Raw genomic sequence first — 26,079 nt, forward strand, 5'->3', positions numbered from 1 at the left:
AAAACTCAGCGGGAAAAAAGGCGGAATTGCTGTTTCAGGGCGATCATCTGCAAGCAGGCATTTGCGGCAAAGCCGCCCTTGTTCTTCTGATTGACGGCAGCGCGCACCCAGGCCTGTTCCCGATTCTCGGTGGTCAGGATGCCATTGCCGATGGCCAGCGTATAGCGCAGGGCCAAATCCTGCAGGCCACGCGCGCTTTCATTGCACACGTAATCATAATGGGTGGTTTCACCCCGGATCACGCAGCCCAGCGCCACATAGCCATCAAAACGCCGGCGGCCGGAATAGAAATCCATCGAGCGGACGGAGAACTGGATGGCCGCCGGCACTTCATAGACACCGGGCACCTGGAAAATTTCATAGGTGGCGCCGGCCTTCTCCAGCTCGGCCACGGCCCCCTTCACCAGTTCATCGGCGAGATCCTCGTAGAAGCGGGCTTCCACGATCATGATATGGGGCGCGTCGGCCATGGCTGATTCTTCCTGTAAAAAGACGAAAGCGACGGGTTGCCGGCAACTCAGAAGGCGGTGGGTATGGCGCGCTGGCCGACAATGGTCAACCCATAGCCTTCGAGGCCCACCACCGTCTTTTTGGTATTGCTCAGCAAAACCATCTCCCGCACGCCCAGATCGTTGAGGATTTGCGCGCCGATGCCATAGTCGCGCAATTCGCCCGACGGTTCCAGATTACCGTCATCAACATTGCGCACACGGTCAGCCAGGGAGAAGGGCTGGGCGTCGCGCATGACGACCACCACGCCGCGATCCTCCTCGGCGATGGTGCGCAATGCGCCTTCCAGGCCGCCGCGCGGACCATGGCGGGTATCGCCCAGCAAATCCTTGACAATATCCAGCGAATGCATCCGCACCGGCACCGGGCCGGGGGCGGCGACATCGCCCTTCACCAGGGCGATATGTTCCGCCCCGCTCATCCGGTTGCGATAGATCACCATTTCAAAGCGGCCACCAAAATGGCTTTCCAGCGTGGTGCGATAGCTGCGCTCAACAATGGTTTCGGTGCGGCGGCGATAGGCGATCAGGTCGGCAATGGTGCCGATCTTCAACCCATGCAACTGGGCAAACGTCACCAGATCCGGCATCCGGGCCATGGTGCCGTCATCATTCATGATCTCGCAGATCACGCCCGATGGGTTCAGCCCGGCCAGCCGGGAAAAATCGACCGAGGCTTCGGTATGGCCTGCGCGCACCAGCGTGCCGCCATCGCGGGCCAGCAGTGGGAAGACATGGCCTGGCGTGACGATGTCACGCGGATCGACATTGCGATCGATGGCCACCTGAACCGTGCGGGCGCGGTCAGCGGCGGAAATGCCGGTCGTCACCCCTTCCCGCGCCTCAATCGACACGGTGAAGGCGGTCTGGTGGCGGGTACCGTTCTGCTGGGCCATCAGCGGCAGGCGCAGTCGCTCAATCTGCTGGCTGTCCATGGTCAGGCAGATCAGGCCACGGCCATAGCGGGCCATGAAATTGATCGCTTCCGGCGTCGCCATCTGGGCCGGGATGACCAGATCGCCCTCATTCTCCCGGTCCTCATCATCGACCAGGATGAACATGCGGCCCTGGCGGGCCTCCTCGATCAGTTCTTCGGTGCTGCTCAGCACCGCGCGGTCATCCGGCGGCAGACGGGATTCGGGAGCGGACATTTTCAGCCTTCTTTTCCAACCAGACGGGCGACGTAACGCGCCAGCATATCGACTTCCAGATTCACCCGCGCCCCGGCCCCGATCTGGCCGAAGGTGGTTTCCTGCGCGGTATGGGGGATGATGTTCACGCCGAACACATCGCCCTCAACCTCATTCACGGTCAGGGAGACACCGTTCAACGCCACCGAGCCCTTGGCTGCGATGTAGCGGGCCAGATTGGCCGGGGCCTGGAAGCGCCAGCGGTGGCTGTCGCCATCCGGCGTCACCGACAGCACGGTGACAATACCATCGACATGGCCATAGACCAGATGGCCCCCCAGTTCATCCCCCAGCTTCAGGGAGCGCTCCAGGTTGACGGGCGTGCCCACCACCCAGTCACCCACCGTTGTCTTGGCGATGGTTTCTGCCGACACATCGACGCGGTAAGCGCCGGCCAGCTTCTCAATGACCGTCAGGCAGACGCCATTGGACGCGATGGACGCGCCCATTGCCACCTGCGACAGGTCATAGCGGGTCTCGATCGTCAGGCGAAGGTCGCCACGATGCTCGATGTCGGCTATCCGGCCGATGTCGGTGATGATGCCTGTAAACATGAGGATAAATTAGGTCGATAAGGCGCAAGTTGCGAGCGGGATTTCTCTGCGGTTCACGCATGGCCCCGGTGTGTTGGCCAGCCCTTGTCCCTCAGCAGGGTCGGGGTAGCGCACGGCGATAGCGTTCCAGCAGATCGTCGCCCAGCGGCAGCACATCCACCCGCCGGAAACGCAACGCATCGGCCAGATCGTCAATGCCAAAACCGGCGGCCGCCCCCAGCCCGTCGCCGCCGATGACCATCGGCGCCCGGAACCATTCCAGCCGATCCACCTCCCCCGCGCGCAGCAGGGAAGCGGCCAGCCGCGATCCCCCTTCCGCCAATACCCGCGTCACCCCCCGCGCTGCCAACGTGCGCAGGGCAGTGCCAATGGCGATTTCGCCGGGGGTTTCCGGTTCAATCTCAATCAGTTGCACGCCGCAATCGAGGAAGGCCTGTGCCCGCGCAGCCTCCGCCCCGTGGCTCAGGGTGACGATCCAGGTCGGCACCCTGGTCGCCTGCTGCACCAGCTTGGCCGTCAGCGGCAGACGCAACCTTGTATCCAGCACCACCCGTACCGGGGAGCGATCCTCCAGCCCTGGCAGGCGGCAGGTCAGTTCCGGATCGTCGGCCAGGGCCGTGCCGATCCCCACCATGATGGCATCATGGTTCGCGCGCAGGCGATGCCCCTGTTCCCGCGCCGGCGCGCCGGTGATCCATTGGCTGTGGCCGCTGCGGGTGGCAATACGGCCATCCAGGCTGGTGGCCATTTTCAGGCTGACCATCGGCTTGGCATAGCGGATGCGGTTGATGAAGCCTTCGTTGAGCGCCTCTGCCTCCGCCGCCATCAGGCCGACATTCACCTGAATGCCGGCTTCCCGCAGCCGACGGATGCCACCGCCGCAGACGCGTGGATCGGGGTCTTCGCAGGCGACCACCACCCGCGCCACCCCAGCAGCGATCAGCGCCTCCGAACAGGGGGGGGTCTTGCCATGATGATTGCAGGGTTCCAGGCTGACATAGGCGGTGGCGCCACGCGCAGCATCGCCGGCCTGGGCCAAAGCCTGGGTTTCCCCATGCGGCCGGCCGCCGGGTGCGGTGACCGCCTGCCCCAGTACCTGCCCATCCTTGACGATCAGACAGCCCACCGACGGGTTGGGCCAAACCCGGCCCAGCCCCGTTTCAGCCAGGGCCAGGGCGGACGCCATATGGGCATGGTCCGCCGGCGAAAAAACAGATGCCGGCATCGGCGAAGTTCCACTCACTCAGGGGTAAGCACGTCGGTGCGCAAGGTTTCAACGAACTGGTTGAAATCCGTTGCCTCCCGGAAATCTTTATAAACAGAGGCATAGCGGATATAGGCGACCTTATCGAGCGCCTTCAGGCTGTCCATCACCATGGCGCCGATCTGGGTCGCCGGAATTTCCGTCTCTCCGGAACTTTCAAGCTGACGGACGATGGAATTAACCACACGGTCAATCCGGTCTGCATCCACCGGGCGTTTGCGCAGGGCGATGCGCATGGAGCGCAGCATCTTTTCCCGGTCAAACGGCTCCCGCGCGCCGGAGCTTTTCACCACGGTCAATTCGCGCAGCTGTACCCGCTCGAATGTCGTGAACCGGGCACCGCAGGACGAACAGAAACGCCGCCGCCGAATGGCCGAGTTATCCTCGGTCGGGCGGCTATCCTTCACCTGGGTGTCGTCATTCCCGCAGAACGGGCAGCGCATACGAAGCCTCCATTCATCCCTGTATTTTTTATTCTAATTCATTGGCGCGCAAAACAAAACCGCGCCCTGTAAGCCAGGGCGCGGTGTCATTCACATTACAGGTTCGGATAGATCGGGAACTGGCGGCACAGCGCCTGCACCCGTTCGCGCACCCGGGTTTCCGCCGCGCTGTTATCGCCATTGCTGACGGCCAGCGCGTCCAGCACCTCCACAATCATGTCGCCGATCTGGGCGAATTCGGCCGTGCCGAAGCCGCGCGTGGTGGCCGCCGGGCTGCCCAGACGCACGCCCGAGGTGACGAAGGGCTTCTCCGGATCGAACGGCACGCCGTTCTTGTTGCAGGTCATGCCGGCATTTTCCAACGCATGTTCTGCAGCCTTGCCGGTCAGCTTCTTCGGACGCAGGTCCACCAGCACGATATGGCTGTCGGTGCCGCCGGACACGATGTCCAAACCACCGGCCACCAGCCGTTCCGCCAGCACCTTGGCATTGGCGACGACATTGGCGGCGTAGGTCTTGAATTCCGGCCGCAGCGCCTCACCAAAGGCCACGGCCTTGGCGGCGATGACATGCATCAGCGGGCCGCCCTGCAGACCAGGGAACACGGCGGAGTTGATCTTCTTGCCCAAATCCAAATCATTGGACAGGATCATGCCGCCGCGCGGGCCGCGCAGCGTCTTATGGGTGGTGGTGGTCACCACATGGGCGTGCGGCAGCGGGTTGGGATAGACGCCCGCGGCGATCAGACCCGCATAATGGGCCATGTCCACCATGAAATAGGCGCCGATCTCATCAGCGATCTTGCGGAAGCGGGCAAAATCGATGGCGCGCGGATAGGCGGAACCGCCAGCAATGATCAGCTTGGGCTTATGTTCGCGCGCCTTGGCTTCCAGATCGTCATAATCAATCAGGTGGGTGTCGCGGGTGACGCCGTAGGAGACGACCTTGAACCACTTGCCGGACTGGTTGGCCGGCGCACCATGGGTCAGGTGACCGCCGGCGGCCAGATCCATACCCATGAATGTGTCGCCCGGCTGCAGCAGGGCCATGAAGACGGCCTGATTGGCCTGGGCGCCGGAATGCGGCTGCACATTAACATATTCACAACCAAACAGCTTCTTGGCGCGTTCGATTGCCAGCTGTTCAGCGATATCGACATATTCGCAACCGCCATAATAGCGCTTGCCCGGATAGCCTTCCGCGTACTTGTTGGTGAGGACGGAGCCCTGCGCTTCCAGCACGGCGGCGGAAACGATGTTCTCCGAGGCGATCAGCTCAATCTGTTCCTGCTGCCGGGCCAGTTCCTTGGCAATACCCTGATACAGATCGGGGTCGGCGGCGGCCAGCCGGTCGGAAAAGAAGGGGGAACCCTGAATGCTGTCCATGATCGTCTGATCCTCAACAGTAGGAAAGGCCGCCGGGTTCAGCCCAGCATGGCCACGCGGCGGGCATGACGCCCACCTTCGAATGGGGTGGCAAAGAAGGTGGCGACAATGTCCTTCACCACCTCGATACCGGTGGTGCGGGCACCCAGCACCAACACATTGGCGTCATTGTGCAAACGGGTCAGCCGCGCATCTGTCGGGCTGTGGCACAGGGCGGCGCGCACATGGCGATGGCGGTTGGCGGCAATGGAAATGCCGATGCCAGTACCGCAGATCAACACACCCAGCGCGGCGCGCCCGTCGGCAAGCGCAGCGGCAACCGCATCAGCATAGGTCGGATAATCGACCGAGGCGCTGCCATCGGTACCCAGATCCAGCACCGTATGGCCCAGGTCACGCAACTGGGCGGCGATCTGGGCCTTCAGCTCCGGCCCGGCATGATCGGATGCAATCGCAATCGTCAGCGCGCCTGCCATGGTGCCAATTGCCTCGCCATTCATGGTGCCACCTTATCCCAGTACCGTTGCGCGCCCCAATGCGGGACCAACAGGGTAAAACACCCCAGAGTTTGGGGGTGTCTGACGCAGGCGACCCTAGCAGATGGTTTCCCACAGCACCAGAACCGGCAAGCGGATGGGAGAGCAAGCCCGCCCTGCCCCCGGCGCTTGCCTGCGATCAGGCCGACGGCCACGTTGGGGTGCAAGAACCCCCGAGTCGTGAATAGTTGGAAATTGATACATATCATGCACCTGCATGACAAATTGCCGAAGGGTCGGTCCGCTATAACATAGGATATAGGCCTACTACAGTTGGACCCCAGTGGCAGTAGCGGAAGGTCCAGCCTGACTGTTTCACCAAGGTGTTATATAAACTTTGACACAACAACATCAGCAAGTAATCCAAACAATGATGCAGATGTTTCCCGTTGACATAATTTCACCGCCGTGCGAAGCGAAAACATCGCTGGGCGCAATTTGGGAAAAGACACAATGACCGATCAGCTGGGTAATGAGCTGCAGACAGGCGATCTTCTGCGGATGACGGCAGAAATCGTTTCTGCCTATGTCGGCAAGAACACACTGCAGACACAGCAGCTCCCGGAAGTGATCAACGCGGTTTACTCCACCCTCACCGGGCTTCAGGGTGCGCCGCAGGAAGCAGCGGCGGAGCCGGCGCGTCCGGCCGTGCCGATCAAACGTTCCGTCACGCCTGAATATATCATCTGCCTGGAAGATGGTAAGAAGCTGAAGATGCTGAAGCGGCATCTCCGCTCCACTTACGACATGACCCCGGATGAATACCGGGTGAAATGGGGCCTGCCGCCGGACTATCCGATGGTGGCGCCGAACTACGCCGCGCAGCGGTCGGAGTTTGCCAAGAAGATAGGCCTGGGGCGCGGGTCATCGGTACGCGCTGGTCGTCGTCGCGGCTGACACCGCTGTCGATGGACGTATGGGGGCTGCGGTTTCCTGACCAGACGCCCCCCTTTAAATGACATAACACCGCCCTGATAGTAAAAAGGCCGCCCTGGAGATCCAGGGCGGCCTTTTTACTTCTTATACCAATCTTCCTTGATCGCAACCGATCAAGGAAGATTTCATGTTCCCTCATGCGCCGGGCGCTGCCTCCGGCAGCTTGGCTTACGCCGCTACCAAGCGGCGGGCCGGCAGTCGCCGGCCTCCAATCCGCCGAAAGGTCAACCTTTCGGCGGATTGGTATTATCTGGCTGAAAATCAGGCAGCGTCGCCGAAAGCAACGCCCTTGTCCCGCAGCAGATCCTGCAGCTCACCCGCTTCATACATTTCGCGGACGATATCGCAGCCGCCGACAAACTCGCCCTTCACATAAAGCTGGGGGATGGTCGGCCAGTTGGTGAATTCCTTGATGCCCTGGCGCAGGGCCGGATCGACCAGAATGTCGATACCCTTGAACTTCACGCCCAGGTGGCTCAGCACCTGCACAACGGCGGCGGAGAAGCCGCACTGCGGGAACACCGGCGTCCCCTTCATGTACAGCACGACGTCATTGTCGGCGAGGTCGCGCTTGATGCGCTCGGCAACCGTCTGGTCCATTCTTACATTTCCCTAAAACCGTCCCAGCCCCAAGGGGCGTGCGACACATGCCACAACATATAGCGCCGAAGTGACGCCTGTAACAGGGGATCGTTCAGCGACCCAATCAAGCGTCCTTGGGCACCGATGTGGTCAGCATCAGCGCGTGCAGCTCGCCCCCCATGCGGCCTTTCAGGGCCGCATAAACCAGCTGATGCTGGGCCACACGGGTCTTGCCCTTGAAGGCGGGGGTTTCCACATAGGCAGCATAATGGTCGCCATCGCCGCGCAGATCGTCGATACGCACCACGGCGTCGGGAAACGCCTCGCGAATCAATGCCTCGATCTCGGATGCCTGCATCGCCATGGGGCGGGTTCCTCATTCAAAACAGGGAATGTTCCGGCTGACAGCGTCAAGCGACGCCGCCAGCCGGAAACAGACTTACCCCAGCTTGCCGTCCATATAGGCCGGCAGCCAGCTTTCATTGGCTTCCACCAGGGCCGCCACAGAGATGGCGTGCCCGCCGGGGGCGGTCAAGCTGTCGCCACCCACGGTACCGATGCGGGTCAGGGTGACGCCGGCTTCGGCGGCCTTGGCTTCCACAGCCTCCACATCCGACGGCTTCACCGTCAGCACGTAACGGCCCTGATCCTCACCAAACAGCTCGGCAATGTGCCAGCCATCCAGCCCCGCCAGATCGGCACCCTTGCCCGAAGCCATGGCCATTTCAGCGAGCGCCACCTGCAGGCCACCATCCGACACGTCATGCGAGGCGGTGATCAGGCCGGCCTGGATAGATTCGCGCACGAAGGTGCCGTGGCGCTTTTCGGCTTCCAGGTCAACCGCCGGGGCGGGGCCGGCTTCCAGGCCAAGGATTTCGCGCAGATACAGGCTCTGGCCCAGATGGCCTTCGGTCTCACCCACCAGCAGAATGACGTCGCCGTCATTCTTGAAGCCCAGGCCGACCGCCTTGTGACCATCGGCCAGCAGGCCAACGCCACCCACGGTCGGGGTCGGCAGAATGCCTTCACCATTCGTCTCGTTGTAGAGCGAGACATTGCCGGAAACGACCGGATAATCCAGCACCCGGCAGGCTTCCGCCATACCTTCCACGCAACCGGCGAACTGGCCCATGATGCGGGGCTTTTCCGGGTTGCCGAAATTCATGTTGTCGGTGATGGCCAGCGGCAGCGCGCCCACGGCGGACACGTTGCGATAGCTTTCCGCCACCGCCTGCATCCCGCCGCGCACCGGATCGGCGAAGCAATAACGCGGCGTCACGTCGGACGACATGGCCAGCGCCTTGTTGGTGCCATGTACACGCACCACGGCGGCATCGGACTGGCCCGAGATGAAGCGGGTGTCGGCACCCACCTGGCTGTCATATTGCTGCCAGATCCAGCGCTTGGAGGCCAGATCCGGGCAAGCCACCAGCTTGGCCAGGATATCGGCCAGCGACAGATCAGACGGCCACAGGGCGGATTCGTCCAGGTCCAGCGCCGGCTGTTCCGGCGTCGGCTCCGTCGGGCGATGATAGAGCGGGGCCGCATCGAACAGCGGGGCCAGTTCCAGATCGCAATAGGTCTGGCCGTGCATCTTCAGCACGAAATGGCCGGTATCGGTCAGGTGGCCGATGACGGCGAAGTCCAGTTCCCACTTGTCGAAGATGGCGCGCGCCTCTTCCTCGTGGCCGGGCTTCAGCACGATCAGCATACGCTCCTGGCTTTCCGACAGCATGATCTCGTAGGGGGTCATCCCCACTTCACGCTGCGGCACCTTTTCCAGATGCAGCTCGATACCCAAGCCACCCTTGCCGGCCATTTCGACCGAAGAGGAGGTCAGGCCGGCGGCACCCATGTCCTGGATGGACTGGATGGCGTCGGTGTTCATCAGTTCCAGGCAGGCTTCGATCAGCAGCTTTTCGGTGAACGGGTCACCCACCTGCACCGTCGGGCGCTTGGCCTCGCTATCCTCGGTGAACTCCGCCGAGGACATGGTGGCGCCATGGATACCGTCGCGGCCGGTCTTGGAACCGACATAGACGACGGGGTTACCGACACCGGCCGCCTTGGAATAGAAAATCTTGTCCTGATCGGCGATGCCCACGGTCATGGCATTGACCAGGCAATTGCCGTTATAGGCCTTGTGGAAATTGGTCTCCCCACCCACGGTGGGCACGCCGACGCAATTGCCATAATGGCCGATGCCCGACACCACACCGGCGACCAACTGGCGGGTTTTCGGGTGGGACGGCTCCCCGAAACGCAGGGCGTTCAGGTTGGCGATCGGGCGCGCACCCATGGTGAACACGTCGCGCAGAATGCCGCCAACACCCGTCGCCGCACCCTGGAAGGGCTCGATATAGGAGGGGTGGTTATGGCTTTCCATCTTGAAGATGGCGGCCTGATTGTCACCAATATCGATGACGCCGGCATTTTCACCCGGACCGCAGATGACCCAGGGGGCCTTGGTCGGGAACTTCTTCAGCCAGACGCGGGACGACTTGTAGGAGCAATGCTCCGACCACATCACCGAATAGATGCCCAGCTCGGTGAAGGTGGGCGTGCGGCCCACAATCTCCAGCAGGCGGACATATTCGTCCGCCTTGATGCCATGTTCGGCGGCAAGCGCCTCAGTGACCTCAGGTTCTTTCCAGGACGTGGCGCTCACGACAGGCTCTCCACCAGGCTATCGAAGAAGGCACGGCCATCGGTATTGCCATGCAGCGGATCAAAGGCGCGTTCAGGATGCGGCATCATCCCCAACACATTGCGCTCGGCATTGAAAATGCCGGCAATGTTGTTGGTGGCGCCATTGGGGTTGGCCTGTTCAGCGCTCTGGCCGGGCAGTGCGGCATAGCGGAACGCCACCAGCCCTTCGCCTTCCAGGCGCTTCAACGTCTCCTCATCGGCGACGTAATTGCCTTCACCATGGCCGACCGGAATGCCGATCACCTGGCCCTTGGCGTACTTCTTCGTGAAGTCGCTGTCGGTGCTTTCCACCGTCAGGCCCACCGTGCGGCAGACATATTTCAACGACTTGTTGCGGATCAGCGCGCCGGGCAGCAAACCCGCCTCGGTGATGATCTGGAAGCCGTTGCAGATGCCGACAACGCGCACGCCCTTGGCGGCGCGTTCCTTCACCAGCTTCATAATGGGCGAATGGGCGGCCATGGCGCCGCAGCGCAGATAGTCGCCATAGGAGAAGCCGCCCGGTACGGCGATCACATCGACATCCGGCAGTTCGGTGTCTTTATGGAAAGCCATGTGGGGTTTACGGCCGGAGGCCTGCTCAAGCGCCACCGCGATATCACGATCGCAGTTGGAGCCGGGAAAGACGATGACGGCGGACTTCATCCCGCGGGACCCGTTCCTGGAGGTGGAGGGAAGGGCGGAGAACCGTCAGCGGGACGGTGCCCCCGATGCGGGCGGAACCTACTTCCGCTCCGTTCCTATTGCAAGGATCGCCATCCCCCCCTCGCCTGATGGCTGCCCCCCATTTGTGCGGGGTGCCTCAGGCCGCCCGGCGCTGCGGGCCGGGGGCGGCCGGTTCCGGTTCTGTCTGGACCGGCAGGATGATGATGGCGTCCAGCCCGCCCGCCGGCCGATTGCGCAGACGGACATCGCCGCCATGACCGCGCGCCACCGAGCGGGCGATGGAAAGCCCCAGCCCCACGCCGCCGGTGCGGCGGTTGCGCGACACCTCCAGCCGGACAAAGGGCTGGAAGACCCGCTCCACCTCCCCTTCCGGGATACCGGGGCCCTCATCGGCGATGGTGATTTCCACCTCATGCCCCCGCCGTTCCAGGGAGACCCGCGCCACCCCGCCATAGGCAACGGCATTTTCCACCAGATTGCGCACGGCCCGGCGCAGGCTGTTGGTGCGGCAGACCAGGGGCAGGCGCGGCGCCCCGGCAAAGAAAACCGGCTGGCCGGTATCGGCGAAATCATCGCAGACACTTTCCACCAACGTGGCCAGATCGGCCTTCACCGCCTCCTCCCCCACTTCTTCCCGGCTGAAGGCCAGGGCGGCCTCCACCGTGCTGCGCAACTCGTCCAGGGTTTCCAGCATCCGCGCCTTGGTCTCCCCCTCCTCCAGCAGCTCCACCCGCAGGCGCAGATTGGTGATGGGGGTGCGCAGATCATGGCTGACGGCGGCCAGCATCCGCGTGCGGTCATCAACGAAGCGGCGGATACGTTCGCCCATGGCGTTGAAGGCCTGGGTGGCGCGGCGCACCTCCTCCGGCCCGACATTGTTGGGCAGGGGCGCCACGCTCTCCCCCCGGCCCAGCCGGTCGGCCCCATCGGCCAGTGCGCGCAGCGGGCGCGACATGCGGCGAGAGATATAGAAGGCGACCAGCGCCACCATGATCAGTGAGGTCAGCACCGACCCGGTGGCCACATCGCTCCAGATATCCGGCGTCACCGTGCGGCGGTTGACAGCGTTCAGCCATTGGCCATCGGGAAGCTGGATGGAAAATTTCATCCCCATCGCCACCGGCGTCAGGGCCGCCCAGGGATTCTGGATCAGGCCGGGCGTGGCATTTTCCGCCTTGATCCAGCTTTTGAACAGAACCTGATCAGCCGGCACATTGGCAGCGGCGGCCAGCTTGTCCCAGATCGCCCGGTCCGCGGCGTCACGCGGCTGATAATCACGCGGCAGCAGGGAGGCATTATCCAGCGTATAGCGGGTATTGCTGCTGGCAATGGCCTTCAGCACCCCTTCCCGATATTCCGGTGGCAGGGTGGAGACGATGCGGGCGGTGCCCGCCACCCGCTGCAACATCTCCTCCATATGGGTGCGGCGGACGGCGGCAGCCTTTTCATCCAGCGAGGCGGTCCAACTGCCCAGTTTGGCCACCAGCACGGCAGCCACCAGCAGGAACACCATCTGGGTGAACAGGCTGCGCGGCCGGACCAACGCGGCGCGCAGCCGGGCAACGTTGGAGGGGGGCGTCGACGGGTTGTTCATGGTGCCGGCGTCACGGCAGCCGCCAGACAATAGCCGCCACCCCAGACGGTCTTGATCAGGCTGGGATTGCGGCTGTCCGGTTCGATCTTGCGGCGCAGGCGGCTGACCTGATTATCGATGGAACGGTCGAACACATCCGCCTCCCGCCCCTTGGTCAGGTCCAGCAGCTGTTCGCGCGACAAGACCATATTGGGATGACGAACCAGCGCTTCCAACAGGGAGAATTCGGCGGTGGAAAGGGAGACGACAACCCCGTCTTCCCCCGTCAGCTCGCGGCGCGCCAAATCCAGAACCCAGCGGTCAAAGGCCAGCCGCGTCTCCTCCCCCCGCTTGCGCCCGCCGGCCACCGGCAGGCTGTGACTGCGGCGCAGCACGGCACGGATGCGGGCCAGCAGTTCACGCGGCTCAAACGGTTTGGTGACATAATCATCCGCCCCCATTTCCAGCCCGACAATACGGTCCATCGGTTCGCCGATGGCGGTCAGGAAGATGACCGGCGTGTCCATCGTCTCCCGGATATGGCGGAACAGCGACAAGCCGTCTTCGCCCGGCATCATCACATCCAGCACAATCAGATCGACAGCGGCAGCCCGCAGGCGGCGACGGGCCATGGCCGCATCCTCCGCCGTCGTGATGCGCATCCCGTGCTTTTCCAGAAAACGGCCCAGCGTTTCCCGGATATCGCGGTGATCATCAACAACAAGAATATGCGGGGCTTCGGATGACATGGCTCTGGCAGGCTGAGGGGCGATTGCCTGCCAAAATTCGCACGGCTTCCCGCTGCATTCAAAGGCGAACTGGTATCAAATTATGTCAACCACCCTGCGGACAGGACAGTTCCCGCAGCACCGCCCGCACGGGCGAGGCATCCGCCGTGGCCAGCCGCAGCGGCGGGGCGATCAGTTCGTAAATCCCGTCCGCCACGCCATCCAGCACCAACCCTTCCAGGATCGCCATGCCATGGCGGCGCACGGCCATATGGGCATCCAGGCTTTTGCTGTCCTGCGGATCGACCGACGGCGCGTCGGTACCGATCAGCCGCACGCCACGTGACGCCAACCAATCCATCAAGGCCGGATCAATGGCGGTGAAGTGGCTGACCCAATCAGCGGGGAAGCATTCAAAGGTGCGCAGCAGCAGGCGGGTGGTGCCCTCTTGGAAGAAGGGGGCCACATGCGCCACACCGGCCAGCCCGGCATCGGGCGGAATGGTCAGCACCTGGCAGGGGCCGATATAGGTGTCCAACGGCACCGCCCCCATCGGCAGGCCGGCATCATCATAATGCAGCGGCGCATCCGTGTGGGTACCGGTATGGGTGGACAGGCTGATCTGGCAGACATTGACCGGGCAGCCGGGCCCGATGCTCCAGGTCCGTTCTTCCTGATAGGCACTGTCGCCCGGCCAGACCGGGATACCCACCCGCACCTTCTGGCTGATATCCCAGAGTTTCCCGCTCATAGCGCCGTCCTCAGGCTCAACAGTTCGGGGAAGAAGGACAGGTCCAGCGCCTTGACCAGATAGGAGACGCCGGCGCTGCCGCCCGTACCCTGCTTGTAACCGATGATGCGCTCCACGGTCTTCATATGGCTGAAGCGCCATTGCTGGAACCGATATTCCAGATCGACAAGCTTTTCCGCCAGCTCGTACAGCTCCCAATGGGTGGCGGTATCGCGGTAGACGGCGGCCCAGGCCGCCTCCACCGCCTTGTCGCTGCGATAGGGTTCCCGCCAGTCGCGCGACAGGTGGCTGTCAGGGATGGCAAAGCCACGCCGGGCCAGCAGGGCCAGGCATTCATCATAAAGCGACGGTTCGCCCAGTGCGGCCAGCAGCCTGTCATGGGTGGCCGGGTCGCCCTGATGGACCGGGATCATCCCGGCATTCTTGTTGCCCAGCATGAATTCCAGCAGCCGGTACTGCCAGGACTGGAAACCCGAACTCTGCCCCAGATGCGGGCGCAGCCGGCTGTAATCGGCCGGCGTCATGGTGGACAGTACGTCCCAGCCCTGGATCAGTTGGGCCTGGATGCGGGCCACGCGGGCAATCATCTTGAAGGCGGGGCCCAGATCGTCCCGCCTGATCTGGTCGCGTGCCGCCGCCAGCTCATGCAGGCACAGCTTCATCCAAAGTTCCGATGACTGATGGATGATGATGAACAACAGCTCATCATGCTCCGCCGAACGGTTATGCTGGCAGGAAAGCAGGGCATCCAGCCCCAGATAATCGCCGTAACTCATCGGCGGGGCCTGATGGATATTCTCGGTCGAAAGATCGACGCTGGTCTTTTTCATGGAAACCTTCTGTCCGACGCTGCCACCCACTGTTGCCGGTCGATATAGCATGGCCCCGCCGGTTTGGGCATCGGCTCCGCCCGGAAAACGCTACAAAACCCTATCGCCGCCAAGTTATAAGGCAGTGCTTCATTCATAAGGGCGGCATTGTTTCCATGGGACAGATCCTTGATATCCTGGCATCCGGCATCATCGCGGTGATCAGCGCCATGGGCTATGCCGGTGTGGCGCTGCTGATGGCCATTGAATCGGCCTGCATTCCGCTGCCCTCTGAAATCATCATGCCATTCGCGGGTTTTCTGGTATCGACCGGAGAAATGAACCTGCTGCTGGTGGCCACCGCCGGGGCGGTGGGCTGCAATCTGGGGTCGGAGGTGGCCTATATTATCGGCAAGCGTGGCGGCCGGGCCGCCATCCTGCGCTGGGGCCGCTATGTGCTGCTGGATGCGCATGATCTGGACATGGCCGACCGGTTCTTCGCCCGGTTTGGCGCGCCTGCGATGTTTATCGCCCGCATGTTGCCGGTGATCCGCACCTTCATCGCCCTGCCGGCCGGCATCTCCGCCATGCCCCGCCTGCCCTTCCATCTCTATACCTTCGTCGGTTCCTGGATCTGGTGCTATGGGCTGGCCTATATCGGCATGGCGCTGGGGGCGCAGTGGCACGAAAACCCGACCTTGCGCACCTGGCTGCACCGGTTTGACGCGCTGATCGTGCTGGGCATTCTGGCGCTGGGCGGCCTGTTCCTCTGGCACAAGCTGCGCCATCTGCGGCACCGCGCCTGAAACCAAAAAGGAAAAACATTGTCAAACACAACCCCGGAGGGATAGCTTTTGAAGGGGTAACTCTGTGGGGAACTTCTTATGACGAGCGTATCAAGTGTCAGCGCCGATCAGTACGGGGCGATGACGTTTTGCACCACCTGCGGGGAACGCATGGCAAAGGTGGCGCAAGCCTGCCCGAAATGTGGCGCACCAAATGTCGTTGCCGGCGGCGGTAACTCGGAAAAAAGCTTCGTTGCTGCCCTGCTTCTCTGCTTCTTCCTGGGGGCTTTCGGCATCCATCGATTCTATGTCGGCAAGATCGGCACCGGTATTCTGATGCTGCTCACCTTGGGTGGGCTGGGTATCTGGGCCTTGATCGACTTTATCATCATTGCCATTGGCAGCTTCAAGGATGCAGAAGGTCGTCGCATTCGCAACAATTGACGTTCGCATCCAGCATCGCCTTATTATTGAAGCGGCCCGGTGAGCAACCGTCGGGCCGCTTTTTCATTTCTGGATGCGTTTCCATGTCCGCCAAGTCCACCCCCGCCGTCAATGCCATGAAACAGGCCGGTGCCGCGCACCGGCTGCTGGAATATGATTATGACCCGGATGCCGATGCCATCGGCATGGCTGCCGCTGCGGCCCTGGGTGTCGATCCGGCCATGCTGTTCAAGACGCTGGTCAGCGACGTGGAAGGGGTGGGGCTGGTCTGCGCCGTCATCCCCGCCCCGGCCCGGCTGGACCTGAAGGCGCTGGCCGCCGCCGCCGGGGGCAAGCGGGCGCAGCTGGCCGAACCGAAGGTGGCGGAACGCATCTCCGGCTATGTCATCGGCGGCATCAGCCCCTTGGGCATGAAGAAGAGGCTGCCAACCTTGATCGACGCCAGTGCTGAGGCCTTGCCGGAGATGATTGTCAATGGTGGCCGGCGCGGGCTGCAGATCGCCGCCGCACCGGCGGACATCGCCCGCGCACTGGGGGCCAAGCTGGTGGCCATCACGGTGGCCGGACGCCCGTAAAGACGGTTATTCCCGTGCGGTGCGGCGGGGGGCCTTCACCTGAACCTCTCCCATGATGGTCACGAAGAAGGCGGTGGTCCAGCCGATCAGGATAACGCCGTTGATCCCCTCGATCCCGGCGATGATCTGCCAGGCAGGCGCGATGGCATGATCGCTATAACCGATGGCGCCATAGGTGATCAGGGAGAAATACACCGCCTCCCGCAGGGAATGGACGGCCCCGGCCGCCTCATAGATACCGGCATAGATCCAAATTTCCACGCCATGCAGGGCAAACAGGCCCAGCACAATCAGCCAGATTGTCACCAGCGCGTGCAGGGTACGGGACAGCGGGCGCCGTCCCCCCATGAAATCCGACAGCCGGCGCAGCAACGACAGACCCACCCCATGGATCGTCACGGTCAGCACCACCAGACCGGTGGCAATCGCCAGCTCCACCAGCATGTCTGTATCGATATCCATTGCTCACCCCTCATGCTGCCGGCCTGCCGCCGATCTCTGCCATCACACGGGCGGCCGTTTCTCGCACCATCTCCCCCAGGTCGGCGATGCGGGCATCGGTGATGCGCGCCATCGGGCCGGAGAGGGAGACGGCGCAGGCCGGGTCGCCATGTTCGTTGAACACCGTTGCCGCCACACAGCGCAGCCCCACCGCATGTTCCTCATCATCAATGGCATAGCCACGCGCCCGGATGGCGGCAAGATCGGCCTTCAAATCGGCCAGACTGGTGACGGTGCGTTCCGTCTTTTGAGCCAAGCCATGGCGGGCGATATGGCGGGAAAGCTCACCGTCTGCCATCGCCGCCATCAGCGCCTTGCCCACGCCGGAACAATGCATCGGCACCCGCGCCCCCAGCCGGGCGAAGGTGCGCATCATCTCCCGGCATTCCACCTGGGACAGATAAACCGCCATGCCCTGATCCTCTATGGCCAGGTTCACCGTCTCCCCGCTGCGTTCCATCAGCCAGCGCATATGCGGCCTTGCCATCCGCACCACGTCACGCGTGCGCAGGAAGCCATTGCCGGCAATGAAGGCCTGCACGCCGACGCTCCATAGCTTGGTTTCGGCATCGAACCGCACATAGCGTTCCGATTCCAGCGATGTCAGCAGCCGATGCGTCGTCGACCCCGCCAGCCCCACCGCATTGGCCAGTTCCGTCAGGGTGGCCCCGCCATCGCTCAAGGCCAGCCGGTTCAAAATCGCCAGCGCCCGGCCCAGAGCCTGCACCTGCCCGCCGCGCTCGCTCTCCTCTTTCTTCGCCGCCATGGCACCATCTTTCCGCATCGTGGAAAGACTTCCATACCATATTGCGGTGCCCGCTTCAGCGGGCTTATCGTTGTTGGCAGAGGAAATGCCACATCAGGGAACCTGCCCCATGTCCGCCCCCATCCGCCTTCATGGCCTGAATATCGATGCCGCGCTGCACCAGTTCATCGAAACAGAGGCATTGCCCGGCACGGGCGTGGAACCGGCCGCCTTCTGGCAGGGCTTTGCCAGCCTGTTCCATGATCTGACGCCGATCAACCGGGTCCTGCTGACCAAGCGCGATGCGCTGCAGAGCAAGATTGACGCCTGGCACCAGTCCCGCCGGGGCCAACCGCATGACCAGGATGCCTATGAGGCGTTCCTGCGGGAGATTGGCTATCTGCTGCCGGAAGGGCCGGATTTCAGCATCACCACCAGCAAGGTGGATGAGGAAGTGTCGCGCCTCGCCGGGCCGCAGCTGGTGGTGCCGGTGATGAACACGCGTTTCGCGCTGAACGCCGCCAATGCCCGCTGGGGCAGCCTGTATGATGCGCTGTATGGCACCGACGCGCTGGGCGATGTCGGCACAGCCGGCGCCAAGGGCTATGACCCGGTGCGCGGGGCCGCCGTGATCGCCAAGGGGCGGGAATTGCTTGATCAGGCGGCCCCGCTGGCCCAGGGCAGCCATAAAGATGTGACCGGTTACGGCATCCGCCATGGCCAGCTGGTCGCCACGCTGGCCGGCGGCACGGAAACAGGCTTGCGCGATGGGGACCAGTTCAAGGGCTGGCAGGGGGCAGTGACAGCCCCCACCAGCCTGCTGCTGGCCCATCACGGGCTGCATCTGGATATCATCATCGACCGGGACCATCCGATCGGGCGGGGTGATGCGGCGGGCGTGGCCGATATCGTGCTGGAATCGGCCCTGACGACGATCATGGATTGCGAGGACAGTGTCGCCGCCGTCGACGCCGCCGACAAGGTGACGATCTATCGCAACTGGCTGGGCCTGATGAAGGGCGACCTGACCGCCAGCTTTGAAAAGGGTGGCAAGGTTCTGGAACGCGCGCTGAACCCGGACCGCACCTATCAGGGCCCGGCCGGCGACACCTTCGCCCTGCATGGCCGCGCGTTGATGTTCATCCGCAATGTCGGCCACCTGATGACCATTGATGCCGTGACATTCGAGGATGGTTCCTGGGTGCCGGAGGGGATTCTGGACGGCATCATCACCAGCCTGATCGCCCTGCACGATCTGCGGCGCCAGGGCGGGCTGGCCAACAGCCGTACCGGCAGCGTCTATATCGTCAAGCCCAAGATGCATGGGCCGGAGGAAGTGGCCTTTGCCAACAGCCTGTTCGACCGGATCGAGGATGTGCTGGGCCTGGCCCGGCACACGCTGAAGATCGGCATCATGGATGAGGAACGGCGCACCACCATCAATCTGAAGGAGTGTATCCGCGCCGCAAGCGAGCGGGTCTGTTTCATCAATACCGGCTTCCTGGACCGCACGGGGGATGAAATCCACACCTCCATGCAGGCCGGCCCGATGATCCGCAAGGGCGACATGAAGGCCGCCGCCTGGATCGGTGCTTATGAAAACTGGAATGTTGATAATGGGCTGGCCTGCGGCTTCCGTTCCCATGCGCAAATCGGCAAGGGCATGTGGGCGATGCCGGACCGGATGGCCGACATGCTGAAAGCCAAGATCGGCCATCCGCTGGCCGGTGCGAACACGGCCTGGGTGCCGTCGCCCACCGCTGCCACCCTGCACGCGCTGCATTACCATCAGGTGGATGTCGCCGCCCGGCAGGCCGAACTGGCCAGCCGCCCCCGCGCCGCCCTGCGCGATATCCTGACCGTGCCGCTGGCCCATGGCATCAACTGGTCAGAAGATGAAATCCGCCAGGAATTGGAAAACAACGCCCAGGGCATTCTGGGCTATGTGGTGCGCTGGGTGGATCAGGGGGTGGGCTGTTCCAAGGTGCCGGACATCCATGATGTCGGGCTGATGGAAGACCGTGCCACCCTGCGCATTTCCAGCCAGCATATCGCCAACTGGCTGCTGCACGGGGTCTGCGACCGGGAACAGGTGCTGGCGGTGATGCAGCGCATGGCCGCCGTGGTGGACCGGCAGAACGCGGGCGACCCGCAATATCGCCCGATGACCCCGGATTTCGCCGGCTCCATCGCCTTTCAGGCCGCCTGCGATCTGGTGTTCAAGGGGATGGAGCAGCCCAACGGCTATACGGAGCCACTGCTGCACAAACACCGCCGCGCGCTGAAGGCGCGAGCGTGAGGGAAGGAAGAAGTGCCTAAGTTCAACCGTCACCCCGGCGTAAGCCGGGGTGACGGTTAGGCACTTAAACTACCCTCACTCCGCCGCGGCGGCCTCCAGCCGGCCATTCACCAGGGCGTCGTAATCCAGCATCAGGTTGCGGCAGACCTCACCCGGGGTGAAGGTCCAGTCGCCGATGCGGCCCACGGGCGTGACTTCCGCCGCCGTGCCGGTCAGGAAGATTTCAGAAGCACCCTGCACCTCTTCCAACTGGATATGGCGTTCGATCACCTGATAGCCACGGCGCTTGGCCAGATCGATCACCGTCTGGCGGGTGATGCCGTTCAGGAAGCAATCGGGTGTCGGCGTGTGGATGACGCCATCCTTGATCATGAAGAAATTGGCACCCGTGGCTTCCGCCACATAGCCCCGGTAATCCAGCATCAGCGCATCCTGGAAACCGTCCTTTTCTGCGGCATGTTTGGACATGGTGCAGATCATGTACAGGCCGGCGGCCTTGGCTTCCGTCGGGGCCGTATCCGGGGCCGGACGGCGCCACTTGGAAAGCTGCAGGTGGATGCCCTTCATGCGGGCTTCCGGGGTGAAATAGCTGGGCCATTCCCAGCAGGCAATCGCCAGATGGATCTTGTTATGCTGGGCGGACACGCCCATCATCTCGCTGCCGCGCCAGGCGACGGGGCGGATGTAACCATTGACCATGTTGGCCGCCTTGCAGGTGGCAACCTTGGCCTCTTCAATCTCATCCACGCTATAGGGGATGTCGAAGCCCAACAGTTCGGCCGATTTCTTCAGCCGCACGCTATGTTCGCGCGACTTGAAGATGGAACCGTTGTAAATGCGCTCCCCCTCGAATACACAACTTCCATAGTGCAGGCCATGCGTCAGGACATGCACCTTGGCATCCCGCCAGGGCACCAGCTGACCGTCGTACCAGATATGCCCGTCGCGGTCATGGAAGGGGATGATCGACATGATGGTGGTTTCCTCGTTACTTTATGTCCGTAGGGACGCTATCCACGATACGGAATTGCAGAAATAAGTCAACATGGCTGACGTAAAATCAGGTCCGAACCCGCTGTTCCTCCGTGAGGAGGATCTTCGCCAAGGCATCGAGCTGCTGTTCTACGCATATCGCGACTTTACCGCCGAACCGGACGCGATGCTTGCGAAAATCGGGCTGGGGCGGGCGCATCACAGGGTCGTCTATTTCGTGGGACGCTATCCGGGCATCAATGTCACGGAGCTGCTGGGCATCCTGCAGATCACCAAGCAGAGCTTGGCCCGCGTGCTGGGCGATCTGGTCGCCCAAGAATATATCGCCCAGCGGGCCGGCACCAAGGACCGGCGCCAGCGCCTGCTGACCCTGACGGAAAAAGGCCAGGAGCTGGAACGCACCCTGTCGGATGCCCAGCGCGCCCGCATCGCCCAGGCCTATCGCGCTGCCGGGGCGGCGGCGGTGGAGGGGTTCCGCACCGTGATGCTGGGCATCATTGATGCCGAGGACCGGGCCAAATTCCAACCGCCGGGGCCCGGCAAACGGTAAACTTGTCCGCTGCACCCAGCAGCCGGCCCATGTTATCACTGGCAGCCATGACCGATATCGCCGACCAGCCCCATATCCTTGTCGTTGATGATGATACCCGCCTGCGGGAGGCGCTGCGGCGCTATCTGTCGCAGAACGGCTTCATGGTGACGGCGGCACAGGATGCCGCCGATGCCCGCGCCCGGCTGGGCGGGCTGGCCTTTGACCTGATCGTGCTGGATGTGATGATGCCGGGCGAGAACGGGCTGGACCTCTGCCGCGACCTTTCGACCCAGGGCATCGCCCCCATCCTGCTGCTGACCGCGCGCGGGGAGGCGGAGGATCGTATCCAGGGGCTGGAGGCAGGGGCCGATGATTACCTGCCCAAACCGTTTGAGCCGCGTGAACTGGTGCTGCGCATCCAGTCCATCCTGCGCCGGCAGGCGCGTCCTGGCGCGGGGGGCGGCGCCAACAGCCCAGCCCCCATCCGCATCGGCCGCTGGCTGTTCGATCCGGTGCGCGACGAGTTGCGCGACGGGGAGGAGGTGGTCCGCTTGACCAGCATGGAGTCGGGCCTGCTGCGCGCCCTGGCCGCCGCCCCCGGCGTGGTGCTGTCACGCGAAGAGCTGGTGGAAAAGGCCGCCGTGGATGCCGGCAATGACCGCACCATCGATGTGCAGGTCACCCGCCTGCGCCGCAAGCTGGAAGGCGACCCGCGCGAGCCGCGCTATCTGCTGACCGTGCGCGGTGAGGGTTATGTGTTGAGGCCGGATTGATCCGCTGGCGCGACTGGTGGCGGCGACGGCCCCGGCCCTTCCGGCTGCTGAAACGCTATCTGCCGGCGACCCTGTTCGCCCGGTCGATGCTGATCATGATGACGCCGGTGGTGCTGGCTCAGGGCATCGCCACTTTCATCTTCTATGACCGCCACTGGGACACGATGACACAGCGGCTGGCCATGGGTGTGGCTGGCGAAATTGCCCTGGTCATCGACCAGTTGGGCCGCGATCCGGACGCGGCGGCGCGGGCGGAAACCCTGTCCATGGCCGCCCGCACCACCGATATCCTGATCAGCTTTAATCCCGGCGAGATGCTGCCCACCACGCCGCCACGCCCGCGCACAGCGCTGGAGGATACGCTGGCCAATGCGCTGGATGAACGGGTGCGGCGGCCCTGGCGCATCAATGCCAATATCGCCCATAAATGGATCGAAATCCGCGTGCAGCTGCCCGATGGCGTGCTGTCGGTCTTGTCGCCCGAACGGCGGCTCTACAGCTTCACCTCCTACCTGTTCATCATCTGGATGCTGGGCAGCTCGCTGGTGCTGTTTTCCATCGCCACCCTGTTCATGCGCAACCAGATCAGGCCCATCCGCCGGCTGGCGGTAGCGGCAGATGCGTTCGGCAAGGGCCGGGATATCAGCGATTTCCGGCCGGAAGGGGCGGCAGAGGTGCGCCAAGCTGCCCATGCCTTTCTGGTGATGCGCGAACGTATCCGCCGCCAGATCAGCCAGCGCACGGAAATGCTGGCCGGGGTCAGCCATGACCTGCGCACGCCCCTGACCCGGATGAAGCTGCAGCTGGCCATGATGCCGGACATGCAGGAGGTGGAGGAGCTGAAGGCCGATGTTGCCGAAATGCAGGTGATGATCGACGGCTATCTCTCCTTCGCGCGCGGGGCCGGGGACGAACAGCCGCAACCGGTGGACCTGGGGGCGCTGCTGGAGGAGGTAGCGGCCAATGCACGGCGCGAGGGCACGGCGCTTTCGCTGGATCTGGGGCCGGCAACCGAGGATGAGGTGGTGCTGCCCCTGCGCCCCAACGGGCTGCGCCGCTGCATCGCCAATCTGGTGGGCAATGCCAAACGCTATGGCCGCCATGTCTGGCTGTCGCTGGCGATGGGCGAAACCATGGTGGAAATCATCGTCGATGATGATGGCCCCGGCATCCCGCCGGACCAGCGGGAAGGCGTGTTCAGGCCCTTCCACCGGCTGGAACCGTCGCGCAACCAGTCCACCGGCGGTGTGGGCCTGGGCTTGACGATCGCGCGGGATGTGGCGCGGCGACATGGTGGCGATGTGCTGCTGCGCGACAGCCCCAAGGGGGGCTTGCGGGCCGTGGTGCGGCTGCCGTTATAGAATCACATTAACAACGCACGGCGGCGCGCTTGCCGTTTGCCAATGTGTTTTCCAGCTGCCGCAGCATCGGCGCCAATTGATCATCGGAAACCAGTTTTGCGGCTTCAGCCGGATCCATCCAGCGCCGCTCGCGCTGCCCCTTCTCCGGCCAGACATCCAGCATTTCCGTCACGCGCAGCAGGAAAACGGCAACATCGCATTCCACGCTGTCACCATTGTCGAGGCGTTTTTCATAGCGGTAGGAGCCCACCGGCGCGCAGTCGATCCGCCCCTTGATGCCGGCCTCCTCAAACGCCTCCCGCTCCGCCATGGCGCAGGCACCCATCGACTTCTTGGCCCAGCCCTTCGGAATGATCCAGCGCTTGGTCTCCCGCGAGGTGACAAGCAGGACTTCCGGCCTGCCATCGGTCAGCCGGTAAGGGAGAGCAGCACACTGGGAGGTTTTTGTCTGGGCCATGGATCTGCTTGAAGAGCCTTGTACGAAAAAGAGTGTAAGACGGACGGCGCACACTGGCAGCGCGCATAAGGTTATAGCTTACGAGTGGTTAACGATGTGCCAAACCAGCTGTTCCCTGATATCAACGTGAGGCCTGCACACCCCGCCGTCAAGAATGCCTGTTTCTTGACAATTGAATTACAGAATTATGACGCAGGATGTTAGAGGAAAGGTCAGAAGCCGCGCAGGGCCATCATCTTAGCGCCCGCACGGCCACAGACCATTGAAAGCGGAACCCATGCTGAGCCTGTTCCGGGCCTTGCTGCCGAAGGAAGAACGTTTCTTCGACCTGTTCGCCGAACATACGCAATACACCTATGCGGCCGCCCAGGCCCTGCAGACCATGCTGCAGAAGGGTGACGATCTGGAGGGGCGCTTCCAGGTCATCCATGAAGCGGAAGGCAAGGCCGACGTTGTTACCAAGGCGGTACAGGCGGCCATCCATCGCAGCTTCATCGTGCCCTTCGACCGGTCCGACATTCAGGATCTGGCGAAGCGGATGGATGATATCATCGATCTGATCCAGGATGTCGCCCGTCATCTGGCCGAAGCCGGCCCGATGACCTACACGACCGAAATGCACGCCATTGCCGATGCCATCGTCAAGGCCGCCGGCATCCTGCGGGAAGCCCTGCCGCTGATGCGCGATATCGGCCGCAATCACACCCAACTGACGCGGATGACCGAAGAGGTCTCGCAACTCGAAAGCGAAAGCGACCGGTTGCTGCGCGCGGGCAAGGCGCGTTTGCGCCAGGAAAGCGGCGGGCTGGATGCCCCCATCACCTATCGCCAGGCCCTGGTCCGGGAAGTGCTGGAACTGGAAGAAGCGGTGCTGGACGCCTGTGAGGATGTCGCCGACATCATCGACAGCATCATTGTCGATAACGTCTGACACATCCCGCCTTCAACGGGTCCAGGACCATCCCCCATGGAAACGCTTTCCCTGCCCCTTCTGATCGCGCTGATTGGCATAGCCTTGATGTTCGATTTCCTGAACGGGCTTCATGATGCCGCCAATTCCATCGCCACGGTGGTGTCGACACGGGTGCTGTCGCCCCGCAACGCCGTGCTGATGGCGGCTTTCTTCAATTTCATCGCCTTTCTGTTCTTCGGCACCCATGTCGCCACCACCGTTGGCAAGGGCATCGTCGATCCCAACATCATCACGGGTCAGGTGATTTTCGCCGCCCTGATGGGGGCCATCGGCTGGAACCTGATCACCTGGTACTGGGGCATCCCTTCAAGTTCCAGCCATGCGCTGGTCGGCGGGCTGGCCGGGGCAGGTGTCGCCAGCGCCGGCTTCGGTTCGATTGTCGCCAGCGGCTTGACCAAGACGGCGGTGGCAATTTTCGTTTCGCCCACCATCGGCTTCGTGCTGGCGCTGCTGATTGTGCTGATCGTCTCCTGGATTTTCCGCCGGACCACACCGTTCGGGGTGGACCGGACATTCCGGGGCCTGCAAATCGTCTCCGCCTCGCTCTACAGCCTGGGCCATGGCGGCAATGATGCGCAGAAGACCATGGGCATCATTGCCGTGCTGCTGTTCTCCCAGGGCTATCTGGGTGAGACATTCCACGTGCCGCTGTGGGTGGTTCTGTCCTGTCAGGCCTGCATGGGGCTGGGCACGCTGTTTGGCGGCTGGAAGATCGTGCGCACCATGGGGTCGCGCCTGACTGACCTGAAGCCCGTCCATGGCTTCTGTGCCGAAACCGGTGGGGCCATCACCCTGTTTGCCGCCACCTGGCTGGGCGTACCGGTTTCCACCACCCACACCATCACCGGTGCCATTGTCGGCGTTGGCTCCGCCCGCCGGGCGTCGGCCGTGCGCTGGGGATTGGCCCAGGGCATCGTCGTGGCCTGGATCGTCACCATGCCCGCCGCCGCCCTGGTGGCTGCTGGGGCCTATTGGGTGACGACGCTGTTTTAAGCAAAACGTCCTT

The 26,079-nt window shown here is 63.1% G+C and carries 29 protein-coding genes; 10 read left to right on the top strand and 19 right to left on the bottom strand.

Going from position 1 to position 26,079, the window contains the following annotated elements; all coding sequences use genetic code 11:
• Positions 1 to 5 precede the first annotated feature (5 nt).
• The 7 genes from PCJ49_RS03450 to rpiB all read right to left on the bottom strand — a co-directional run bounded on the left by PCJ49_RS03450 (position 6) and on the right by rpiB (position 5,845).
• Complete coding sequence (locus PCJ49_RS03450; protein WP_089289286.1) at positions 6 to 470, bottom strand: 6,7-dimethyl-8-ribityllumazine synthase; 465 nt, start codon at positions 468 to 470, stop codon at positions 6 to 8.
• A 47-nt stretch (positions 471 to 517) separates the two neighbouring features.
• Complete coding sequence (gene ribB / locus PCJ49_RS03455) at positions 518 to 1,660, bottom strand: 3,4-dihydroxy-2-butanone-4-phosphate synthase (RefSeq protein WP_269909728.1); 1,143 nt, start codon at positions 1,658 to 1,660, stop codon at positions 518 to 520.
• 2 nt (positions 1,661 to 1,662) lie between these two features.
• Positions 1,663 to 2,253, bottom strand: a complete 591-nt coding sequence (locus PCJ49_RS03460) for a riboflavin synthase (RefSeq protein ID WP_153205751.1) — start codon at positions 2,251 to 2,253, stop codon at positions 1,663 to 1,665.
• 91 nt (positions 2,254 to 2,344) lie between these two features.
• Positions 2,345 to 3,478, bottom strand: a complete 1,134-nt coding sequence (gene ribD, locus PCJ49_RS03465) for a bifunctional diaminohydroxyphosphoribosylaminopyrimidine deaminase/5-amino-6-(5-phosphoribosylamino)uracil reductase RibD (RefSeq protein WP_269909729.1) — start codon at positions 3,476 to 3,478, stop codon at positions 2,345 to 2,347.
• A gap of 14 nt (positions 3,479 to 3,492) precedes the next feature.
• A complete protein-coding gene (nrdR, locus tag PCJ49_RS03470; RefSeq protein ID WP_153205753.1) occupies positions 3,493 to 3,960 on the bottom strand; it encodes a transcriptional regulator NrdR in 468 nt (155 codons plus the stop codon).
• A gap of 95 nt (positions 3,961 to 4,055) precedes the next feature.
• Positions 4,056 to 5,345 (bottom strand): serine hydroxymethyltransferase, encoded by a 1,290-nt coding sequence (gene glyA / locus PCJ49_RS03475; protein ID WP_089289282.1) that lies wholly within the window; start codon positions 5,343 to 5,345, stop codon positions 4,056 to 4,058.
• A 38-nt stretch (positions 5,346 to 5,383) separates the two neighbouring features.
• The gene (gene rpiB / locus PCJ49_RS03480) at positions 5,384 to 5,845 is read right to left on the bottom strand and encodes a ribose 5-phosphate isomerase B (RefSeq protein ID WP_269909730.1); all 462 of its coding nucleotides are present in this window, start codon (positions 5,843 to 5,845) and stop codon (positions 5,384 to 5,386) included.
• A 489-nt stretch (positions 5,846 to 6,334) separates the two neighbouring features.
• On the opposite strand from rpiB, the gene PCJ49_RS03485 reads away from it, so the two are divergent.
• Positions 6,335 to 6,778: a MucR family transcriptional regulator gene (locus tag PCJ49_RS03485; RefSeq protein ID WP_269909731.1), complete on the top strand. Its 444-nt coding sequence runs from the start codon at positions 6,335 to 6,337 to the stop codon at positions 6,776 to 6,778.
• A gap of 300 nt (positions 6,779 to 7,078) precedes the next feature.
• On the opposite strand, the gene grxD is transcribed toward PCJ49_RS03485, so the two are convergent.
• The 8 genes from grxD to kynA all read right to left on the bottom strand — a co-directional run bounded on the left by grxD (position 7,079) and on the right by kynA (position 14,656).
• Positions 7,079 to 7,417, bottom strand: a complete 339-nt coding sequence (grxD, locus tag PCJ49_RS03490; protein ID WP_089289279.1) for a Grx4 family monothiol glutaredoxin — start codon at positions 7,415 to 7,417, stop codon at positions 7,079 to 7,081.
• Positions 7,418 to 7,523: 106 nt separating this feature from the next.
• A complete protein-coding gene (locus PCJ49_RS03495) occupies positions 7,524 to 7,763 on the bottom strand; it encodes a BolA family transcriptional regulator (RefSeq protein WP_089289278.1) in 240 nt (79 codons plus the stop codon).
• Between the two features lie 75 nt (positions 7,764 to 7,838).
• Positions 7,839 to 10,067 carry a phosphoribosylformylglycinamidine synthase subunit PurL gene (gene purL / locus PCJ49_RS03500; RefSeq protein ID WP_269909732.1) on the bottom strand — a complete coding sequence of 743 codons (2,229 nt, stop codon included), beginning with the start codon at positions 10,065 to 10,067 and terminating at the stop codon, positions 7,839 to 7,841.
• Complete coding sequence (purQ, locus tag PCJ49_RS03505; protein WP_269909733.1) at positions 10,064 to 10,753, bottom strand: phosphoribosylformylglycinamidine synthase subunit PurQ; 690 nt, start codon at positions 10,751 to 10,753, stop codon at positions 10,064 to 10,066. Before purQ ends, purL begins: the two co-directional genes overlap by 4 nt.
• A 157-nt stretch (positions 10,754 to 10,910) precedes the next feature.
• On the bottom strand, positions 10,911 to 12,368 hold the full coding sequence (locus PCJ49_RS03510) for an ATP-binding protein (RefSeq protein ID WP_269909734.1): 1,458 nt from the start codon (positions 12,366 to 12,368) through the stop codon (positions 10,911 to 10,913).
• Positions 12,365 to 13,096 carry a response regulator gene (locus PCJ49_RS03515; protein WP_269909735.1) on the bottom strand — a complete coding sequence of 244 codons (732 nt, stop codon included), beginning with the start codon at positions 13,094 to 13,096 and terminating at the stop codon, positions 12,365 to 12,367. Before PCJ49_RS03515 ends, PCJ49_RS03510 begins: the two co-directional genes overlap by 4 nt.
• Positions 13,097 to 13,181: 85 nt before the next feature.
• Positions 13,182 to 13,826, bottom strand: a complete 645-nt coding sequence (kynB, locus tag PCJ49_RS03520) for an arylformamidase (RefSeq protein WP_269909736.1) — start codon at positions 13,824 to 13,826, stop codon at positions 13,182 to 13,184.
• Positions 13,823 to 14,656: a tryptophan 2,3-dioxygenase gene (gene kynA, locus PCJ49_RS03525; protein WP_269909737.1), complete on the bottom strand. Its 834-nt coding sequence runs from the start codon at positions 14,654 to 14,656 to the stop codon at positions 13,823 to 13,825. Before kynA ends, kynB begins: the two co-directional genes overlap by 4 nt.
• Positions 14,657 to 14,811: 155 nt before the next feature.
• On the opposite strand from kynA, the gene PCJ49_RS03530 reads away from it, so the two are divergent.
• The 3 genes from PCJ49_RS03530 to ybaK all read left to right on the top strand — a co-directional run bounded on the left by PCJ49_RS03530 (position 14,812) and on the right by ybaK (position 16,439).
• Positions 14,812 to 15,441, top strand: a complete 630-nt coding sequence (locus PCJ49_RS03530; RefSeq protein WP_269909738.1) for a DedA family protein — start codon at positions 14,812 to 14,814, stop codon at positions 15,439 to 15,441.
• 150 nt (positions 15,442 to 15,591) lie between these two features.
• Positions 15,592 to 15,864 (top strand): TM2 domain-containing protein, encoded by a 273-nt coding sequence (locus tag PCJ49_RS03535; protein ID WP_269909739.1) that lies wholly within the window; start codon positions 15,592 to 15,594, stop codon positions 15,862 to 15,864.
• An 83-nt stretch (positions 15,865 to 15,947) separates the two neighbouring features.
• Complete coding sequence (gene ybaK, locus PCJ49_RS03540; protein WP_269909740.1) at positions 15,948 to 16,439, top strand: Cys-tRNA(Pro) deacylase; 492 nt, start codon at positions 15,948 to 15,950, stop codon at positions 16,437 to 16,439.
• A 6-nt stretch (positions 16,440 to 16,445) separates the two neighbouring features.
• On the opposite strand, the gene PCJ49_RS03545 is transcribed toward ybaK, so the two are convergent.
• Both PCJ49_RS03545 and PCJ49_RS03550 read right to left on the bottom strand, forming a co-directional pair.
• Entirely contained in the window at positions 16,446 to 16,901 is a 456-nt protein-coding gene (locus PCJ49_RS03545; protein WP_269909741.1) for an ion channel, read from the bottom strand.
• 10 nt (positions 16,902 to 16,911) lie between these two features.
• On the bottom strand, positions 16,912 to 17,706 hold the full coding sequence (locus tag PCJ49_RS03550; RefSeq protein WP_269909742.1) for an IclR family transcriptional regulator C-terminal domain-containing protein: 795 nt from the start codon (positions 17,704 to 17,706) through the stop codon (positions 16,912 to 16,914).
• A 109-nt stretch (positions 17,707 to 17,815) separates the two neighbouring features.
• On the opposite strand from PCJ49_RS03550, the gene PCJ49_RS03555 reads away from it, so the two are divergent.
• Complete coding sequence (locus tag PCJ49_RS03555) at positions 17,816 to 19,984, top strand: malate synthase G (RefSeq protein WP_269909743.1); 2,169 nt, start codon at positions 17,816 to 17,818, stop codon at positions 19,982 to 19,984.
• 75 nt (positions 19,985 to 20,059) lie between these two features.
• On the opposite strand, the gene PCJ49_RS03560 is transcribed toward PCJ49_RS03555, so the two are convergent.
• Positions 20,060 to 20,956, bottom strand: coding sequence for a branched-chain amino acid aminotransferase (locus tag PCJ49_RS03560; protein WP_269909744.1), 897 nt, complete (start codon positions 20,954 to 20,956; stop codon positions 20,060 to 20,062).
• A gap of 73 nt (positions 20,957 to 21,029) precedes the next feature.
• Here PCJ49_RS03560 and PCJ49_RS03565 point away from each other — a divergent pair, with 73 nt between their 5' ends.
• The 3 genes from PCJ49_RS03565 to PCJ49_RS03575 are packed head-to-tail and all read left to right on the top strand — an operon-like array spanning position 21,030 to position 23,643.
• Entirely contained in the window at positions 21,030 to 21,527 is a 498-nt protein-coding gene (locus PCJ49_RS03565) for a MarR family transcriptional regulator (protein WP_089289265.1), read from the top strand.
• Between the two features lie 47 nt (positions 21,528 to 21,574).
• Positions 21,575 to 22,282: a response regulator gene (locus tag PCJ49_RS03570; protein ID WP_269909822.1), complete on the top strand. Its 708-nt coding sequence runs from the start codon at positions 21,575 to 21,577 to the stop codon at positions 22,280 to 22,282.
• On the top strand, positions 22,279 to 23,643 hold the full coding sequence (locus PCJ49_RS03575) for an ATP-binding protein (RefSeq protein WP_269909745.1): 1,365 nt from the start codon (positions 22,279 to 22,281) through the stop codon (positions 23,641 to 23,643). The genes PCJ49_RS03570 and PCJ49_RS03575 overlap by 4 nt, the downstream gene beginning before the upstream one ends.
• Before the next feature lie 7 nt (positions 23,644 to 23,650).
• Here the strand turns inward: PCJ49_RS03575 and PCJ49_RS03580 are convergent, their stop codons facing one another.
• Positions 23,651 to 24,100, bottom strand: coding sequence for an NUDIX hydrolase (locus PCJ49_RS03580; protein ID WP_269909746.1), 450 nt, complete (start codon positions 24,098 to 24,100; stop codon positions 23,651 to 23,653).
• A gap of 277 nt (positions 24,101 to 24,377) precedes the next feature.
• Between PCJ49_RS03580 and PCJ49_RS03585 the strand changes: the two genes are divergently transcribed.
• Together PCJ49_RS03585 and PCJ49_RS03590 are read left to right on the top strand one after the other, a co-directional pair.
• Positions 24,378 to 25,031, top strand: a complete 654-nt coding sequence (locus PCJ49_RS03585; protein WP_089289263.1) for a DUF47 family protein — start codon at positions 24,378 to 24,380, stop codon at positions 25,029 to 25,031.
• Positions 25,032 to 25,067: 36 nt separating this feature from the next.
• Positions 25,068 to 26,066 (top strand): inorganic phosphate transporter, encoded by a 999-nt coding sequence (locus PCJ49_RS03590; RefSeq protein ID WP_269909747.1) that lies wholly within the window; start codon positions 25,068 to 25,070, stop codon positions 26,064 to 26,066.
• Positions 26,067 to 26,079 lie beyond the last annotated feature (13 nt).

The sequence above is a fragment of the Niveispirillum sp. BGYR6 genome, assembly GCF_027568365.1.
In the GTDB taxonomy this organism is placed as follows: domain Bacteria; phylum Pseudomonadota; class Alphaproteobacteria; order Azospirillales; family Azospirillaceae; genus Niveispirillum.